Origin of the sequence: Streptomyces sp. NPDC057287, assembly GCF_042667905.1 — a bacterium.
In the GTDB taxonomy this organism is placed as follows: domain Bacteria; phylum Actinomycetota; class Actinomycetes; order Streptomycetales; family Streptomycetaceae; genus Streptomyces.
Window position 1 is genome coordinate 1 of the sequence record NZ_JBHUYV010000013.1, and the last position, 16,842, is coordinate 16,842.

A 16,842-nucleotide genomic window follows, 5' to 3' on the forward strand; every position below is an offset into this window, starting at 1 on the left:
GACCGCGGCCAGAAAGTCATCGCCACCGCCTTCGCCGACCTCGGCTTCGACGTCGACGTCGGCCCCCTCTTCCAGACCCCGGCCGAGGTCGCCCGACAGGCCGTCGAAGCCGACGTACACATCGTCGGCGTCTCATCCCTCGCCGCCGGCCACCTCACCCTCGTACCCGCACTACGCGAGGAACTCGCCACCGAAGGCCGGGAAGACATCATGATCGTCGTCGGCGGGGTGATCCCGCCCCAGGACGTTGACGTACTGCTGGACATGGGCGCTGCGGCCGTCTTCCCGCCCGGAACCGTGATCCCTGAAGCCGCCCACGACCTGGTTCAGCGGCTGGCCGTCGCTGTCGGGCACGAGCACTGAAGGAAACTTTGACCAACCTGTCAACACTTTTACTTTCAGTCCGACCGCACCCGGCCTCCACCACAACGCAATCCGGATAGGCGCACACACCGACAGTCGCGCATTGCGCAGCCGGACTTCAGGGTGAGCGACGACCCCTGCACCTCCTCCTGAGGCCAATAGCTCACTCGGCTTCAAGCGAAAGGAAGAGGCCAAAATGTTGACAATTTCGGAATTGATCGCCAGGATGGTGCTCATGCCCCTCACCGCTCCCCGCTGAGCCGCGAGCCGCCGACTTCCGCCGGCCCGGTGCTCCTGGACAGCCATCGGGCCGGCGGATCCGCCACGGTTCCGCTGCCTGCCTCGACCACGAGGCCCCTCACACCCCGCCCCGGCCGCACCCTGTCCGAGGTGCTCTGCCTCGCGGCCGGGGCGGTCAGGTCGGCACCCCGCCTGGCACCGGCCCGGTGCGGCATCAGCGGAGCCGGTCTCCCCTGCCACGTACCGGAATGCAGACAGCGGCGCACACGGAGCGTTCCACCCTTTATGGTGGCTGGTGCAGCTGGTTCGCCCTGCCCGCCAGGCAGACGCGTCGTAAGAGGGAACCCGGTGGGAATCCGGGACTGCCCCGCAGCGGTGAGTGGGAACGACCGCCGTCATACGCACTGGATCCGGACGGATCCGGGAAGCGACGGCCAGTAGGAGTCTGCCCCCGGCAGACGAGCCCGCGAGTCCGAAGACCTGCCCGTTGCCCGCACGCGACCCCTCGCGTACGGATATCCCGGTGACCTCGTGGGCGGGTCGGCGTACAGATCGGACGGACCCTCACGCCGACAAGCGTGTCCATGTTCCGTCCGGTTCGTCGTCCCTTCGCGTCCGTGTCCCGTCCCGGGATTCAAGGAGTCATCTCGCGAAGGAGATTTCCGTGACAGCGAAGCCCGCAGCCGCGGCAACACGGGCCACCGTGTACGGCTACCCCCGCCAGGGCCCGAACCGGGAACTGAAGAAGGCCATCGAGGGCTACTGGAAGGGCCGGATCACCGCCGACGCCCTCCGGACGACGGCAGCCGAGCTGCGCCGGTCGAACTGGCAGCAACTGGCGGACGCCGGCGTCCACGAGCTCCCCACCGGAGACTTTTCCTCCTACGACCACGTCCTGGACACCAGCGTCATGGTCGGCGCTGTCCCGCCCCGGCACCGTGAGGCCGTCCATGCTGACGCACTCGACGGCTATTTCGCGATGGCACGCGGCACCCAGGACGTCGCGCCGCTGGAGATGACCAAGTGGTTCGACACCAACTACCACTATCTCGTCCCCGAGCTCGGCCCGGACACCGTCTTCGGCGCCGACTCCACCAAGCAGGTCGCCGAGCTGAAGGAAGCCCTCGCGCTCGGACACACCGCCCGGCCCGTGCTCGTCGGCCCGGTCACCTATCTTCTGCTCGCCAAGCCCGCTCCCGGGGCGCCGGCAGACTTCGAACCGCTCACCCTGCTCGACCGACTCCTTCCGGTCTACGCGGAGGTCCTCGCCGATCTCCGCGCCGCCGGCGCCGAGTGGGTGCAGCTCGACGAACCCGCCCTCGTCCAGGATCGCACCCCTGCCGAACTCGACGCGGCTGCCCGCGCCTATCACGGCCTCGGCGGCCTGGCCGACCGTCCCAAGCTGCTCGTCGCCTCCTACTTCGACCGGCTCGGAGATGCTCTGCCGGTCCTCGCCAAGGCCCCGGTCGACGGACTGGCCCTCGACTTCACCGGGGCCGCGGCGGCGAACCTCGGAGAGCTCGCCGCCGCCGGCGGGCTCCCCGGTAAGCGGCTCGTCGCCGGTGTCGTCGACGGACGCAACATCTGGATCAACGACTACGAGAAGTCGCTGGCCACCCTGGCCACGCTCCTGGGCCTCGCCGGCCAGGTCGATGTCGCCGCCTCGTGCTCCCTGCTCCACGTCCCCCTCGACACGGCCCCCGAGCGGGACATCGACCCTCAGGTCCGCCGCTGGCTCGCCTTCGCCCGGCAGAAGACCACCGAGATCGTCACCCTCGCCAGGGGCCTCGCCCAGGGCACCGACACCATCGCCGCCGAGATCTCCGCCAACCGGGCCGACCTCGCCTCGCGCGCCGACTCCCCGATCACCCACGACCCCGCCGTACGGGCCAGGGCCGCCGCCATCACCGACGCCGACGGCCGGCGCTCCCAGCCCTACGGGGAGCGAGCGGCCGCCCAGCGCGCCCGCCTCGAGCTGCCGCTGCTGCCGACGACGACCATCGGTTCGTTCCCGCAGACCGACGAACTGCGCACGGCCCGCGCCGATCTGCGGGCAGGGCGGATCGGCACAGCCGCCTACGAGGAGCGGATCAAGGCCGAGATCGGTGAGGTGATCTCCTTCCAGGAGAAGACCGGAATCGATGTCCTGGTGCACGGTGAGCCCGAACGCAACGACATGGTCCAGTACTTCGCGGAGCAGCTGGCCGGGTACCTCGCGACCCAGCACGGCTGGGTCCAGTCGTACGGCACCCGTTACGTCCGGCCGCCGGTCCTGGCCGGGGACATCTCCCGCCCCGAGCCGATGACGGTGCGCTGGACCTCGTACGCACAGTCGCTCACCGACCGTCCGGTCAAGGGCATGCTGACGGGTCCGGTCACCATGCTGGCCTGGTCCTTCGTGCGCGATGATCAGCCGCTCGGTGACACCGCCCGGCAGGTCGCGCTCGCCCTGCGCGACGAGGTCGGCGATCTGGAAGCGGGCGGCACGTCGGTCATCCAGGTCGACGAGCCGGCGCTGCGCGAGACCCTGCCCCTGCGTGCGGCGGACCACGCCGGGTACCTGGCCTGGGCCACCGAGTCGTTCCGGCTCACCACGGGTGGCGTACGGCCGGACACCCAGATCCACACCCACATGTGCTACGCCGAGTTCGGCGACGTCGTCCAGGCCATCGACGACCTCGACGCCGACGTCATCAGCCTGGAAGCCGCCCGCTCCCACATGCAGGTCGCCCGTGAACTGGCGGCACACGGCTATCCGCGCGAGGCGGGCCCCGGCGTGTACGACATCCACTCGCCGCGGGTGCCTGGCGCGGACGAAGCCGCCCGCCTGCTGCGCAAGGGGCTGAAGGCCATTCCTGCCGAACGGCTGTGGGTCAACCCCGACTGCGGCCTGAAGACACGTGGCTGGCCCGAGACCAGGGCGTCCCTGGAGAACCTCGTCTCCGCGGCTCGCACGGTCCGCGGCGAACTGCCCGGTTCCTGACCGGAAGGTACGACGGCCGGGGCGTCTGCGGACGCCCCGGCCCCGGACCGGCAGCCCGGACTCCATCGACCGCGGGACCGTCCATGCCTCCGAGGTGAAGCACGTCGCCGACGACGTGGTCCTCCCGTCCTGGCCCCGCGAGGTCAGGGCGGGAGGAGCACCGGGTCAGCGGTAGTTCTGCGTGATCTGCTTGTACTCGGTGAAGTCGTCGAGGCTGGCCACCCCGCCGAGCCGCCCCAGGCCGCTGCTCTTCCAGCCTCCCTCTTCCGTCTCGACCGCCAGGTTGGCCCAGCTGTTGACCGAGATCAGGCCCGCTTCGAGGCGACGCGCGACGCGCAGCGGCCGGTCGGCGTCCCTGCTCCACACACAAGCGCTCAGGCCGTACTCGGTGGCGTTGGCCAGAGCGACGGCTTCGTCCTCGGTGCTGAAGCGCTGGGCGACCTGCACCGGGCCGAAAACCTCCTCCTGGACGATGGGCAGCGAGGAATCGCCGACCTCCAGCAGCGTCGGACGGTAGAAGGCGCCCCCGGACAGCGCGGGTTCGGTGCTCGGGCCGCCCCGCACCAGGGGCTTCGCACCGGCAGCGACGGCCTTCTCGACGATGGCGTCCACCCGTGAGACAGCCGCCTTGTCGATCATCGGCCCGATCTGGCTCTCCGGATCGGACGCGGGGCCGGGCCGGACCTTGTCCAGGCGCTCGGCGAGCGCCGCCAGGAAGCGGTCGGCGATCTCGTCCTGCACCAGCACGCGGCTGCCGGTCATGCAGAACTGGCCGGCGAAGATCGTGCAGGACTGGACCACGGTTTCGAGCGCCACCTCCAGGTCCGCGTCCGCGAACACCAGGTGCGGCGTCTTGCCGCCGAGTTCCGCACCGACACGCTTGAGGGAGACGGCGGCGTTGGCCAGGATCACTCGCCCGACGGCCGTGCTGCCCGTGTAGCTGATGACGGGAACCCGAGGGGAACTCACCAGATGGCTCGCGCCCTCGCTGCCGGACTCGATGAAGACGTTGACCAGGCCCCGTGGCAGTTCCCCGACCCCGGCCAGGATCTCCGACATCACGCGTGCGGTCTGGGCGGCCTGGGCCGGCATCTTCACGACCGCGGCGCATCCGGCGGCCAGCGCCGGTGCCAGCGAACGCACCGAGAGATACGCGGGCGAGTTCCAGGGCGTGATGATCCCGGCCACGCCGACCGGCTGGCGGATCGACATGGACTGCTGGCCGGGCGTGGTCCCGGTCACCCGGCCGAAGCTCTGCAGCGCCAGGCCCGCGGCGAAGCGCAGGGCACGGGGGATGAAGTGCACTTCGTAGGCCGCTTCACGGCGCAGCTTGCCGTTCTCGAGACAGAGTGTGTCGATCAGGTCGTCGGTCCGGGCTTCGTAGGCATCTGCCAGACGGTGCAGGGTCGTGGCCCTGTGCATGGCGTCGTCGCGCCATTCGCTGTTCTCGAAGGCGTGGACGGCGGCCTGGACCGCGGCTTCGGCGACGCCCTGACCACCGTCGGTGTAGGTGCCGATGGTCTCGCCGGTAGCCGGATTCGTACTCGGTGAGTTGGGCATCCCGGGATCGGCCCACTCGCCGCCGATCCAGTGCCGTGCCTGCTGGTGCTGGTGTTCCATGGTTGCGCTCCGTTCTGGCGGCCCGGCCTGCTCCGGGTCCGGGGGGCTGCGGGTCGGGCGGTGCGGTCAGAGCCGCAGGAGCGCTTCGGCGTTGCCGCCGGCGATCCTGCGACGGTCGGCCTCACTGATCGGCGCGGTCCGAAGGAACTGCGTGGCCGTCGCCATCTCCTCGAAGGGGTAGTCCGTGCCGAAGAGGATGCGGTCCGCGCCCAGAGCGAGGAGGGCGCACAGCAGGGGTGGTGCGTCGCAGACGCCGCTGGTGGTGATGTAGAGGTTGTGCCGCAGGTACTCCGAGGGGTTGCCGCGGGCGAGCTCGACGCCGTGATGGTTGTGGAAGGCCCAGCGCGAGTCGAGCCGCCACATGACGTAGGGAAGCCCCTCCCCCATGTGACCCAGCAACAGCTTCGCGTCGGGGAAGTCGTCGAAGACCCCGCCGAAGATCAGTCGCAGCACGTGCGAGGCGGTGTCCGTGCCCCAGCTCCACATCGGGCCGACCATTTCGGGGTGCCCTGACAGGACGTGCGCGGTGTCCGCGCCGTTGGCCGGGTGCAGGTAGAGCGGGACGTCGAGTCCCGCGGCCTGCTCCCACACCACGCGGAGGGTCGGGTCGTCCAGATAGCGGCCCTGGGTGTGGGCGTTGACCAGCGCGCCCTTGAGACCCAGCTGGGTCACCGCCCGCTCCAGCTCCTTGGCCGCGGCCTGGGGGTCCTGCAACGGGAGAGCGGCGAAGCCCGAGAAGCGCGTGGGGTTCTCGGCGATCGTCGCGGCCAGCAGGTCGTTGACGGCGACCGCGTGCCGCACGGCGACGGACGGGTCCTTCTCGGCCTGGATGCCCGGCGAGTTCAGCGACAGCACCTGGACGTCGAGGCCCGCGGCGTCCATCGCCGGCAGGCGCTCCTCGGTGAGGTCCAGCAGCAGCCTCGATGCTTCGGCCCAGGCGTGCGGCTGGGCGATCGAAGCGGATCCTGCGCCGTAGGAGGCGAGGGCGGGAGTGACGAAGTGTTCCTCGAGACCGATCGTACGCATCGAAGCTCCTGTACCAGCTCTACGTTTCACCATTGTGCATTGACTTTACGGATGATGGAACTTAGCGTCCCGCATGTCAACAGCGACGGCATGAGGAGGTCAGGGCGATGTCGGTGAACGGGTTCAGTGACACGACGGCGACGACGACGGACGTGGTCGTGGTCGGCTACGGGCCGGTGGGAATGGTCACGGCCGCGCTGCTCGGCCGCGCGGGCCATCGCGTGGTGGTGCTGGAGCGCTACGACGGGCTCTACAACCTTCCCCGGGCGGCGAGCTTCGACGACGAGACCATGCGGACCCTCGCCCGGCTGGGCATCGCCGAGGAGCTGCTGCCCAAGGTCAAGGTCCAGCGCAGCTACGAGTGGACGGGGTCCTCGGGCGAGGTGCTCAGGGAGCACCGCTACCAGGAGCGGGGCTCCAGCGGCTGGGCGGAGTGGTACATGATGTACCAGCCCGATCTGGAGGACGCGCTCGACGCGGTCTGCCGTGCCACACCGGGGATCGAGGTCAGGACGGGAACGTCGGTGGTCGGCATCGATCAGAGCGATTCCCGAGCTGTGGTCACGGTCGAGGGCGGCGCGACCGTGACCGCGCACTACGTGATCGCCTGCGACGGGGGCAACAGCTTCGTGCGTGAGGCCTTGGGCGTCGGCCTGGACGACTACGGTTTCTCCGAGCCGTGGATGGTGTGTGACTTCCGGCTGCGCCGCCCGACGTCCGTTCCCGCCGCGCGCCAGGTCGGCGATCCGCTGCGGCCCACGTCGATCATCTCCCTGGGCCCGGACCACCACCGCTTCAGCTTCATGCTGGATTCCGAGGACGACTTCGAGACGGAAAGCGCCCCCGAGAAGGTGTGGGCGCGGGTCGCGCAACATCTGACTTCGCAGGACGCGGACCTGATCCGCGTCGCCACCTACACGTTCCGCTCACGCGTGGCGCACCACTGGCGCACGGGCCGCGTCCTGCTGGCCGGTGACGCCGCGCACCAGATGCCTCCGTTCCTGGGGCAGGGCATGTGCTCGGGCATCCGCGACGCCCAGAATCTCGCGTTCAAACTCGACCGGTTGCTGAACGGTGCGGCGTCGCCCGACCTGCTGGACACCTACCAGGCCGAACGCGAGCCCCATGTGCGCACCGTCACCGAGATGGGAATCGAGCTGGGACGCCTGCAGACCACCAGGGACCCCGCTGTGGCGGCGGCTCGTGACCGCAGACTGATCGCGGAACGTTCGGCCGGCCGGAAGCAGGAGACGATCCGGTTCCCCGCGCTGACCTGCGGCCTGCTGGCCGCCCGGTCGCTTCCCGGCCGGGGCTCGCTCTCCTGGCAGGGGGTCCTGGACGACGGCACGGCCCGTGGCAGGTTCGATCAGATCGTCGGGGAAGGGTTCGCCTTCCTCGCGACGCCGCAGGTCGTGGCCGGCCTCGGCCCCACCGCGAGGGAGCTTGAGCGCGCCGGCGTCAAGGTCGCCGCGATCTCCGCGGACGGGCCGCTCACCGATGTCGACGGGACCTACGCCCGCTGGTTCGCCGAGCACGGCTGGTCGGCGGTCGCCGTACGCCCGGACTTCTACGTGTACGGAGCTGCCGGCGGCGGCCTCGATCCGCAGGACCTGGCCCAGGACCTGCTCCGCGCCCTCGGACGGTCGGCTGCCACACCTCCGCCCGCGAGGGCTGTCCTATAGTACGGATCATGGCCGCAGAGGACGTTGACGACGCACGTCAGGGCATCCAGTCCGTCGAGAACGCCATGACGGTGCTGCTCGCGCTCGAAGAGGGCCTGGGGCCGATGACCCTGACCCAGATCTCGGCGGCCTGCGCGATGGCGCCGAGCAAGGCGCACCGCTACCTGGTCAGCCTCGCCCGGGTCGGCCTGGTCTCCAAGTCCAGAAGCTCCGGCCTCTACGACATGGGCCCGTCCATGCGCCGCCTGGGCGCCGAGTCCCTGAGGCGGATGGACGAAGTGGGGCTGGCGTCCGAATACCTCCCGGAGCTGCGGGACCGCACCGGCCATGCCGTCAATCTCGCCGTGTGGGGCGACCACGGACCCGTCATCGTCCGCTGGGACTACGGCTCCTACGCCTTGCCGATCACCGTACGGGTGGGCGCGACCATGCCTCTGCTCAGTTCATCGGTAGGCCGGGTCTACCTGGCCCACCTGCCGGCCGCCATCACCGACCCGGTGCTGGCGAGCCAGGCCGAGACCGGCGAGCAGCCCGGGCTCACCGGCGTCGAGATCGAGACGATCAAGTCCGAGGTGCGCCGCGACGGCTACGTCGTCACGTCCGGTGGAGTACTGCCGGGCGTCTCCTCCGTGGCGGCACCGGTGTTTCCCGCTGTCGGTGCCCTTCCGCTCGTGATCGCCCTCGCCCTGCCCACCCGCCACGCCACTGAGGAGGCCTTGGCCCGCCTGACCGAGCAGGTGTGCGCCACGGCCGCGGCCATCTCGTCGGAGACGGGGCACCGGAACCTGCCGTCGGCCCCGGTGACGACCCGACCGCAGAAGTGACGCGGGGGCCACGGTGGGGAACCGCCCCGCGCGCCTACTGGCGCGCGGGGCGGTCGGCGTCGACCGCTTGTTGCCGGCCGTCGTGGAGAGGAAGACCCCGAGGAGCGTCATCATGACCTCGTCCCGCTGAACGTCCCTTCGCAACGGCGTCCTGGCGTCCGGGCCGGTTCCCGGCACGTGGACGGCCTCACTGCGCGCCGCGCACCGGGCACACCTGACGGACGCCGGGCTCTGTCAGCGGTGTTGTCCGCTCGCGCGATCCGCCACTGCGGACACGGCAGGTCCCTCCGACCTGTCACGGGGGCCCCGTCGCTCCGGCTTCAGCAGCCCTGTCAGAAACGCTCCGATGAGGGCCGGAACGACGAAGGCGTAGAAGCCGGCCTTGGGCGAGCTGATCAGGACGGTGACCGCGCCCAGGTAGCTGGGGCCGACGATGGCACCGACACGACCCACGCCGAGACTGAAGCCGAGCGCGGTGCCCCGCAGGCGCGCGGGGTGGGAGACGGCCACGAAGATGTTGACGAGCGCCTGGGTACCGAGAGCGCCGAAGCCCGCGACGGCGGAGGCGAGGAGCAGCAGGGGCCGGGGCTGCGGAGTGCTGAGGGTGATCATGGCGGCGGCCGCGAGAAGGAAGCTGACCGACGTGGCGGCCTTCAGAAGTCCGCGGTCGGCTATCAGGCCGGCACCGAGGATCCCTACGACGGCACCGACGTTGAAGGCGATGGAGAAGTCCAACGACGAAGTGAGGTCGTAGCCCGAGTCGACCATCAGGGTCGGCAGCCAGGTGCCGGCACCGTAGACGATGACCAGCCCTGCGAACGTGGCTGCCCAGAACAGCAGCGTCGCCCGGCGGTACTGCGGGGAGAGCAGCCGGCCGAGCCGGTTGGCCGACACGGGCGGGTCCGACTCCGCCGGGAGTGGTGCGTGTTCCGGGTGGTCCTGTACGACCGCGGGTACCAGGCGCCACACCACGGGAACGAGTACCAGGGGGACGGCCCCGAAGAGGAACAGCGTCTGGAAGTCCCATCCCGGCAGCAGGGTCCGCCCGACGACCGCGGTGATGATGCCGCCGAGGCCGAGCCCGGCGGTAGCCGTGCCCACCTGGAGGGAGTGGCGAGCGGGCGTGGCCGCTTCGCTGACGTAGGCGGTGACGAGGGGGATCAGGGCCCCGATGCCCATGCCGGTGAGGAACCTCGACGCGGCGAAGAGCGTGAGATCTCCGGCCACGGCGCTCAGGAACATGCTCACGGACAGCCAGACCAGGCTGACGAGCATGGGGAGGCGGCGACCGTGGAGGTCGCCGATCCATCCCGCGGCGATGGAGCCCAGGGGCATGCCGAGCGCGGTGAGCGCGCCCAGCAGTCCCAGCGTCGACTTGGTGACCTCCCACCCGGGGTGGACGAGAAGGGAGGGGCCGACCACACCCAGGATGAAGAGGTCGTACCCCTCGATGCACAGGATGACGAGCCCGAGGGCCACCGCGGGGCCCGGGCGGGCCCCGGTCCCGGATACGCCTTGGCTGGAGTTCATGTCCGTACTCCTCATGAGGACTGCACGAATGAAGGGACTGCCGATCCGGCCGGGGCGTACGCCCGCGCCCGGACCGACCGGAGGGCTGCCCGTGGGCGCGGTACCGACTCGGCCGATACGGACCGTGCGGGCAGGGGCGGAGCCCCTGTGCACCGTCGCGGGCTGTCGGCGGGCGCCGGCCCGGACGCGGCTGACGAGCGTTCAGGTGGCCGACCGCGGGACCGGGGCGGCCCGTTCGGCAGTGGACCGAGGGTGTGTCTGCCCGACGTCAGGGCCCGGGCGGGCACGAACCGTGTGTCCCGGGCCGGCGGACGTCCGGTTCACGACGCGAGGACGTCCTCGGCCATATGCAGGGGTGCCGCGGTGGCGGCGGCGACCTGCTCCGGGGTGACACCGGGCGCCGTCTCGGCCAGCACGAGTCCGTCGTCGGTGATGTCGAGGACGCCTAGATCGGTGATGATCCGGTGGACGCAGGCCCGTCCGGTCAGCGGGAGGACGCACTCCGGGACGATCTTCGGACTGCCGTCCCTCGCGGTGTGTTCCATGAGGACGATGACGCGACGGGCCCCGTGGACGAGGTCCATCGCCCCGCCCATACCCTTCACCATCCTGCCGGGGATCATCCAGTTGGCGAGGTCTCCATCGGCCGAGACCTGCATGGCTCCGAGGATGGCGGTGTCGATGTGGCCACCCCGGATCATGCCGAACGACAGCGCGGAGTCGAAGAAGGCCGCACCTGGAAGAACGGTGACGGTCTCCTTGCCCGCATTGATCAGGTCCGGGTCGACGGCGTCCTCGGACGGGTAGGGGCCGGTCCCGAGAATGCCGTTCTCCGACTGGAGCACGACGTGCACGCCTTCAGGTACGAAGCCGGGCACGAGGGTGGGAAGTCCGATACCGAGGTTGACGTAGTCGCCGTCGCGGAGTTCCGCTGCGGCCCGGGCGGCCATCTCGTTCCTGTTCCAGGCCATCAGCCGGTCACCGTTCCTCGTGCCGTGGGCGCGGAAGTCGTGCGCCGTTCGATCTGCTTGTCGGCCGTCTGCTGCGGAGTGAGGACGACGACGCGCTGGACGAATACACCTGGCAGGTGGATCTCGTCCGGGCTCAGTGCCCCCGGTTCGACGAGTTCCTCGACCTCGGCGACGGCCGTACGGCCGGCCATGGCGGCCAGGGGATTGAAGTTGCGGGCGGACTTGTCGAAGACGAGGTTGCCGTGCCGGTCCCCGCGTGCGGCTCGTATCAGGGCGAATTCGCAGGTGATGGCCTCCTCCAGGACGTAGGCGTGGCCTTCGAAGGTGCGGGTCTCCTTGGCGGGCGAGGCGACGGCGACTGAGCCGTCGGCGTGGTGACGCCAGGGAATTCCGCCCTCGGCGAGCGGGGTGCCCACACCTGCGGGTGTGTAGAAGGCGGGGATGCCGCAGCCTCCGGCGCGGAGTCGTTCGGCGAGGGTTCCCTGAGGAACGAGCTCGACTTCGAGTTCACCGCTGAGGTATTGGCGGGCGAACTCCTTGTTCTCGCCGACGTACGACCCGGTGACGCGGGCGACGCGTCCGGCGCCGAGCAGGATGCCCAGCCCGTGGTCGTCGGTCCCGCAGTTGTTGGACACCAGCCGCAGTGAGGTCGCGCCCTGGTCGTACAGGGCAGCGATGAGGGTGCTCGGGATGCCGCAGAGGCCGAAGCCGCCCACGGCCAGGGAAGCACCGTCATGGATGTCGGCCACGGCTTCGGCCGCGGAGGGGAATGTCTTGTCCATGCTCGTCCTTCGGAGGTCTTCGCAAGGGGCGTTTCACCCGCGTGACGTGGCGCGCGGTGCGCCGGTGGCGTCCGGACCGTGCGGCAGCGGCGGCAGGTCCGGACGCCGGGCGGTGCTCCCGGCTCGTGATGCCGGGCGCACGACGGCGTCCGGGCCGTGCGGTGGCCCGTGCGCCGCGGTTCGAGGGGCTCCTGCCATCGCCCGTGGAGGGCTCCGGCGGGGCCGTGCCTTCGCGGGAGCGGGGCCTACCGGGCGGCCGCTGCCCCGAACTGCTCGGGTGCCGGAGACCTGTCCGCGGTCCCGGTCGGCTGCCGCAACTGCTCGCGGAGCTGTCGGACCAGTTCTCGCAGTCCGGGGGCGTCGGTCGCGGCGCCGAACAGGTAGAAGTCGGGCCGGATCACAGCGGCGACGTGTCCGTGGTCGCGCATGTGGGGCAGGTAGCCGTCAGCTGCGTCGAGGCAGCCTTCGGGCGGCGCGCTGCCCGTGTACAGCGGCACGAGGGTCGCCCCGATGCCCGCGAGGAAGTCGCGGTCGGTGGCGTCCAGAGCGTCGAGCGGCCCCGTTCCGTCCGTCAGGACGGTGAACCCGCCGCCGGTGATGTCGTCCAGGAGAGCGGTGCGGCCCTGGTGGGTGACTTCGTACTGCGGGGTGAGGTGGCCGACGCCGGGAGCGCGGCTGCCGTCGGGAGCCCGCTGGAGGACGCCGTCGCCCAGGACCGGCGGCGGGGTGGCCGGCAGCGCGTGCCGGGGGTCGGCGCCGGCGGCGATCATGCGGGCGTCGCGGGCGGCGGCTTCGTCGGGGTCGAGGACACAGATGACCTGGCCCAGGGCCATGGACATCCCGATGGCGTGCTGGATGTGCTCGCTGCGCTCGGAGGTGTAGGTGTCCAGCAGGTCGGGGTCGGCCCTTCCGTCGAGTACGAGGTCCAGTTTCCAGGCCAGGTTGACGGCGTCGCGCATGCCGGAGCACATGCCCTGTCCGGCGAACGGCGGCATCTGGTGGGCGGCGTCGCCGGCGAGCATCAGCCGGCCCTCGCGCCAGCGGTCCACCCAGCGGGCCTGGAAGGTGTAGACGGTGTGCCGCTCGATGGTGGTGTTCTCCGGCGTACGCCCCCAGGGCTCCAGCAGTTTCCAGGCCGCCTCGGCGGTGTTGAGCTGCTCGATGCTCTCGTGCGGCAGCCGCAGGAACTCCCAGCGGCGCCGGCCCGGACCGCCCGAGATGATCGTGGTGGGCCGCTCCGGATCGCACAACTGCCAGTTCATCGGAGACCACTCGGCCTGCTCGTGAGGCAGCGTGTCGACGATCAGCCAGTCGTAGAAGAAGCCGAGATCGGTGATCGACGTGGCCATGCCGGAGCGGACGAAGCTGTTCGCCCCGTCCGCGCCGATGACGTAGCGCGCACGGATCTGACCGGCGCCTTCGGCGCCACTGGTGGTCAAGGAGACGGACTCGTCGCCGAGTTGCAGACCGGTGACTCCACAGCCTCGGCGTACGGTGACCGTGGCCTGGCTCTCGGCGGCGGCGGCGAGGGCGGCCTCCAGCTGTGGCTGGCTGAAGAAGCTGGCGGTGGGCCAGCCGGAGGGGCCTTTCCCGGACCAGTCGATGCGCACCAGCGGTTCACCGGCCGCGTTGCGCCACTCGTAGTGGTCGGGCACCGGGCTGGTGACCGCGCGTACCTCGTCCGCCACACCGGCGGACTGGAAGATCCGGCCGATCTCGTGGTCGAAGTGCACGGCGCGGGGCAGGTCGTACGGTTCGGGCCAGCGCTCCAGTGCGATGACGTCGTGGCCGGCCCGGCCGAGCAGCAGGGCCAGCATCTGGCCGACGGGCCCGAAGCCGACGATCGCGACGTCGTGCACCTTCGAAGAACTTCTGCTCACGGTGCTACCTCGTCCCGCTGTGGGTGCCGGTCATCAGGGCGCCGAGATCCTCGGGGGCGAGGAAGGACGGCGGGGGCGGCGGGCCCCAGTTGAACAGGCCCTTGGCGCCTTCCAGGACCTCAGGGGTCCACAGCTGGTCGTCCACGATGCAGTCCATGTCGGAGTAGTACTCGCTGAAGTTGCCGGCCGGATCCTTCAGGTACCAGAAGAAGTTCGAACCCGCGTGGTGACGTCCCAGGCCCCAGACGTGGCGCTCGGGGTGGTCCTCCAGCATCGCGGTGGCGCCGCGGCCGACCTCGTCGATGTCGTCGACCTGCCAGGAGGAGTGGTGGAGGAAGGCCACCGGCGCGGCCAGGACCAGGATGTTGTGGTGGTCGGTGGAGCAACGGAGGAACGCCCCGTGGCCCTTGATGTAGTCGGACGCCTTGAAGCCGAGCCCGTCACGGAAGAACGCGGTCGTGGCGTCGAAGTCGGTGGTGCCGACGACGGCGTGGCCCAGCTTGCGGGGGCGCACGCGCTCCGTGCGCAGGATGCCGGGTGCCCGGCGACCGGTACGGTCGGCGCGGCCGGGGCCGTTGTGGACGGTGGCCTCGACCCGGTTCTGGGTCAGACGGGGAGCGACCTCCAGGACGGCGCGCACGGCGGTGGCCCTGTCGTACGTGGTCAGCGTCCCGGTGCCGACGGTGCTCGCGGTCCCGAGCCGCTCCAGGCGGGATGCGGCCGCTGCCAGGTCGTCGGGGGTGTCGACGCCGATTCGCACCTCGACCAGGCGGCGGGTCGGCGTGTGGACGATGCGGAGCTGGCGTCCGGCGTCCTGGGTGGTGAACCAGCCGTCGCCGTCCGGTGTGAGACCGAAGTCGGTGTAGTAGGCCGCCGTCTCGGCGACATCGGGGACCCCCATGGTGATGGAGGTCAGGCGGTGCAGTGCCATCGCAGACTCCTTTGTCCGTCGGGGCTGCGGGGATCAGCCGACGAAGGTCTGACGCAGGGCGCCGATTCCCTCGATCGCGCTCTCGAGCACGTCACCGGGGGCCAGGAAACGCTGCGGGTCGCGCCCGACCCCGACACCGGCCGGGGTGCCCGTGAAGATCACGTCCCCGGGCAGCAGGGGCAGTACCGCGGACAGGCCGGCGATCAGCGCGGGCACGGAGTGGATCAGGTCGCGCGTGCGGCCCTTCTGGACCTCCTCGCCGTTGATCGCGCAGCGCAGTTCCAGGTCGTCGGGATCGGCGAACTCGTCCGGGGTCACCAGCCACGGCCCGATGGGGGCGAACCCGGGGAACGACTTGCCCAGGCTGAACTGAGGCGCGGGACCGGCCAGCTGCACCACACGCTCGGAGATGTCCTGCCCCACTGCCAGACCGGCGACGTGGCTCCAGGCCTCGGCCTCGGAGACTCCTTCGGCGCGACGGCCGATGACGGCCACGAGTTCGACCTCCCAGTCCGTGTGGCCCTCCACAGGCAGCTTCACCTCGGTGACCGGGCCACTGATGCTGGTGACGAACTTGGTGAAGACCGGCGGCAGCCCCTGGGGCACCGCGAACCCCGACTCGGCGGCGTGGTCCCGGTAGTTGAGCCCTATCGCCAGGGTCTGCCGCGGGGCCGGGGCCGGGGAGCCGAGCCCGGCCGGGTCGAAGGCCGCACCCGCGGGCAGATCCGCGCCGGCGGCCCAGCCGCAGAACTCCTCCCACCGCTCGTAGACGTCCTGCGGGTCGGCGGGGAAGAGGCCGTCACTGGCCTGTTCGACGTCCACGGCACGACCGTCGACAATGAGGGCCAGACGGCCGGAGAGATTGGCGATACGCATGAGGTGTCTCCAGGACTGGGGATCGAGCGGCGGCTCCGCGTCGGCGGAGGGTCACCATCCGTCACGTGTTATATGGGGCCCGCCGGCGACCACGGGGGGTTGCTCCCCCACCGGCAATTCAGCATGATGATTACCCTGATGTTGCGCCCGGGTGAACCAGGGCGTCAAGAGGGTCGAGCAAATTGAGCATGATGAATATGTCGAGTCGAGGAGACGAAGTGAGTGTCACCCCTGATGGAGCGGCCCGGCGCAGCGGCCCCGAAGCAGCCCGGGCCGGCGGCCGGGACGGGGCCGACATGCGTCGCAGCAGGCTCCTGGCGGACGGTCCGCCGCGCGTTCGTACCGGACTCGAGAGCTCGCTCCGGCAGACGCCCTCCGGGCGCGCCGAACTCGCGGCGGAGAAGGTCACGGAACTGATCGACGCGGTGCCTCCGGCATCCCGGCTGGGCACCAAGGAAGAACTCCGGACGCTGTGCGGAGTGTCCGTGGGCACGTTCAACGAGGCCCTGCGGCTGCTGCAGACGCGGGGGCTGGTCACCGTCAAGCCCGGGCCGGGTGGCGGACTGTTCAGCGCCGAGCAGTCCCCCATGGTCCGCCTCGGCAACTCCGTCCTCGCTCTTGACGCGCAGGCGAACGACGTCGCCGACGCCGTGCGCATCCGCGACGCCCTCGAGCCGCTCCTGGTCGAGGACGCCCTCTGGCACGCCTCGCCGGCCGACATCGCTGAGCTGCGTCGCCACATCTCCGCCATGGGACAGGCCGCGGACGCGGCGGATCCCGTCTCGTTCGTCCATGCCAACTGGCGCCTGCACGCGGCCATCGCGGCAATCAGCCCGAACGCCCTGCTCAGCTCCCTGTACACCAATCTGCTCGACCTGATCGAGGGCCACACACTCTCCGTGCTGCCGACCGGTGACCAGCCTCTGGGCGAGTACATCGCGCTCCGGCACGAGCTGCACCGCGACCTGGTCGAGGCCCTGGACCGGCGGGACCGTGACGAGGCGCTGCGGCTCATCCACGAGCACAACACCACCGCCCAGGCCGCCGAGGACTCCGCCGCGCACGGCTGACCGGGCGCTCCGGCAACGGCCGGGAGTCGCATCGGCGCGGACGACCGTGGTCGCCGCGCATGCC

Annotated in this window: 13 protein-coding genes and 1 riboswitch; of the genes, 5 read left to right on the forward strand and 8 right to left on the reverse strand. The window is 70.6% G+C overall.

Annotated features, from left to right (window positions below):
- A partial coding sequence (locus ACFUNE_RS24225; protein WP_383571750.1) for a cobalamin-dependent protein occupies nucleotides 1-363 on the forward strand: 363 nt, incomplete at its 5' end.
- A gap of 525 nt (nucleotides 364-888) precedes the next feature.
- A riboswitch (cobalamin riboswitch) is annotated at nucleotides 889-1,106 on the forward strand.
- A gap of 161 nt (nucleotides 1,107-1,267) precedes the next feature.
- Complete coding sequence (metE, locus tag ACFUNE_RS24230) at nucleotides 1,268-3,586, forward strand: 5-methyltetrahydropteroyltriglutamate--homocysteine S-methyltransferase (RefSeq protein WP_383571753.1); 2,319 nt, start codon at nucleotides 1,268-1,270, stop codon at nucleotides 3,584-3,586.
- A gap of 165 nt (nucleotides 3,587-3,751) precedes the next feature.
- Here the strand turns inward: metE and ACFUNE_RS24235 are convergent, their stop codons facing one another.
- Both ACFUNE_RS24235 and ACFUNE_RS24240 read right to left on the reverse strand, forming a co-directional pair.
- Entirely contained in the window at nucleotides 3,752-5,206 is a 1,455-nt protein-coding gene (locus ACFUNE_RS24235; RefSeq protein ID WP_383571756.1) for an aldehyde dehydrogenase family protein, read from the reverse strand.
- 66 nt (nucleotides 5,207-5,272) lie between these two features.
- On the reverse strand, nucleotides 5,273-6,232 hold the full coding sequence (locus ACFUNE_RS24240; protein ID WP_383571759.1) for an amidohydrolase family protein: 960 nt from the start codon (nucleotides 6,230-6,232) through the stop codon (nucleotides 5,273-5,275).
- A 107-nt stretch (nucleotides 6,233-6,339) separates the two neighbouring features.
- Between ACFUNE_RS24240 and ACFUNE_RS24245 the strand changes: the two genes are divergently transcribed.
- Nucleotides 6,340-7,914, forward strand: coding sequence for a bifunctional 3-(3-hydroxy-phenyl)propionate/3-hydroxycinnamic acid hydroxylase (locus ACFUNE_RS24245; RefSeq protein WP_383571762.1), 1,575 nt, complete (start codon nucleotides 6,340-6,342; stop codon nucleotides 7,912-7,914).
- A gap of 8 nt (nucleotides 7,915-7,922) precedes the next feature.
- Nucleotides 7,923-8,738 (forward strand): IclR family transcriptional regulator, encoded by an 816-nt coding sequence (locus ACFUNE_RS24250; RefSeq protein ID WP_383571765.1) that lies wholly within the window; start codon nucleotides 7,923-7,925, stop codon nucleotides 8,736-8,738.
- 234 nt (nucleotides 8,739-8,972) lie between these two features.
- Here the strand turns inward: ACFUNE_RS24250 and ACFUNE_RS24255 are convergent, their stop codons facing one another.
- The 6 genes from ACFUNE_RS24255 to ACFUNE_RS24280 all read right to left on the reverse strand — a co-directional run bounded on the left by ACFUNE_RS24255 (nucleotide 8,973) and on the right by ACFUNE_RS24280 (nucleotide 15,708).
- The gene (locus ACFUNE_RS24255) at nucleotides 8,973-10,268 is read right to left on the reverse strand and encodes an MFS transporter (protein WP_383571768.1); all 1,296 of its coding nucleotides are present in this window, start codon (nucleotides 10,266-10,268) and stop codon (nucleotides 8,973-8,975) included.
- 320 nt (nucleotides 10,269-10,588) lie between these two features.
- On the reverse strand, nucleotides 10,589-11,239 hold the full coding sequence (locus ACFUNE_RS24260) for a CoA transferase subunit B (RefSeq protein WP_383571771.1): 651 nt from the start codon (nucleotides 11,237-11,239) through the stop codon (nucleotides 10,589-10,591).
- Complete coding sequence (locus tag ACFUNE_RS24265) at nucleotides 11,239-12,021, reverse strand: CoA transferase subunit A (protein WP_383571774.1); 783 nt, start codon at nucleotides 12,019-12,021, stop codon at nucleotides 11,239-11,241. Before ACFUNE_RS24265 ends, ACFUNE_RS24260 begins: the two co-directional genes overlap by 1 nt.
- Before the next feature lie 245 nt (nucleotides 12,022-12,266).
- The gene (locus ACFUNE_RS24270) at nucleotides 12,267-13,901 is read right to left on the reverse strand and encodes a bifunctional 3-(3-hydroxy-phenyl)propionate/3-hydroxycinnamic acid hydroxylase (protein ID WP_383571777.1); all 1,635 of its coding nucleotides are present in this window, start codon (nucleotides 13,899-13,901) and stop codon (nucleotides 12,267-12,269) included.
- 4 nt (nucleotides 13,902-13,905) lie between these two features.
- Nucleotides 13,906-14,832 (reverse strand): VOC family protein, encoded by a 927-nt coding sequence (locus ACFUNE_RS24275; RefSeq protein WP_383571780.1) that lies wholly within the window; start codon nucleotides 14,830-14,832, stop codon nucleotides 13,906-13,908.
- Between the two features lie 33 nt (nucleotides 14,833-14,865).
- Entirely contained in the window at nucleotides 14,866-15,708 is an 843-nt protein-coding gene (locus tag ACFUNE_RS24280) for a fumarylacetoacetate hydrolase family protein (protein WP_383571783.1), read from the reverse strand.
- A 218-nt stretch (nucleotides 15,709-15,926) separates the two neighbouring features.
- Here ACFUNE_RS24280 and ACFUNE_RS24285 point away from each other — a divergent pair, with 218 nt between their 5' ends.
- Nucleotides 15,927-16,778: a FadR/GntR family transcriptional regulator gene (locus ACFUNE_RS24285; protein WP_383571786.1), complete on the forward strand. Its 852-nt coding sequence runs from the start codon at nucleotides 15,927-15,929 to the stop codon at nucleotides 16,776-16,778.
- The last annotated feature ends 64 nt before the right edge of the window (nucleotides 16,779-16,842 follow it).

Bases quoted from the DNA above. Each gene is read 5' to 3' on its own strand.
- ACFUNE_RS24250 (WP_383571765.1), top strand. From the start codon at position 7,923: ATGGCCGCAGAGGACGTTGACGACGCACGTCAGGGCATCCAGTCCGTC.
- ACFUNE_RS24255 (WP_383571768.1), bottom strand. From the start codon at position 10,268: ATGAACTCCAGCCAAGGCGTATCCGGGACCGGGGCCCGCCCGGGCCCC.
- ACFUNE_RS24275 (WP_383571780.1), bottom strand. From the start codon at position 14,832: ATGGCACTGCACCGCCTGACCTCCATCACCATGGGGGTCCCCGATGTC.
- ACFUNE_RS24235 (WP_383571756.1), bottom strand. From the start codon at position 5,206: ATGGAACACCAGCACCAGCAGGCACGGCACTGGATCGGCGGCGAGTGG.
- ACFUNE_RS24280 (WP_383571783.1), bottom strand. From the start codon at position 15,708: ATGCGTATCGCCAATCTCTCCGGCCGTCTGGCCCTCATTGTCGACGGT.
- ACFUNE_RS24240 (WP_383571759.1), bottom strand. From the start codon at position 6,232: ATGCGTACGATCGGTCTCGAGGAACACTTCGTCACTCCCGCCCTCGCC.
- ACFUNE_RS24265 (WP_383571774.1), bottom strand. From the start codon at position 12,021: ATGGACAAGACATTCCCCTCCGCGGCCGAAGCCGTGGCCGACATCCAT.
- ACFUNE_RS24260 (WP_383571771.1), bottom strand. From the start codon at position 11,239: ATGGCCTGGAACAGGAACGAGATGGCCGCCCGGGCCGCAGCGGAACTC.
- ACFUNE_RS24245 (WP_383571762.1), top strand. From the start codon at position 6,340: ATGTCGGTGAACGGGTTCAGTGACACGACGGCGACGACGACGGACGTG.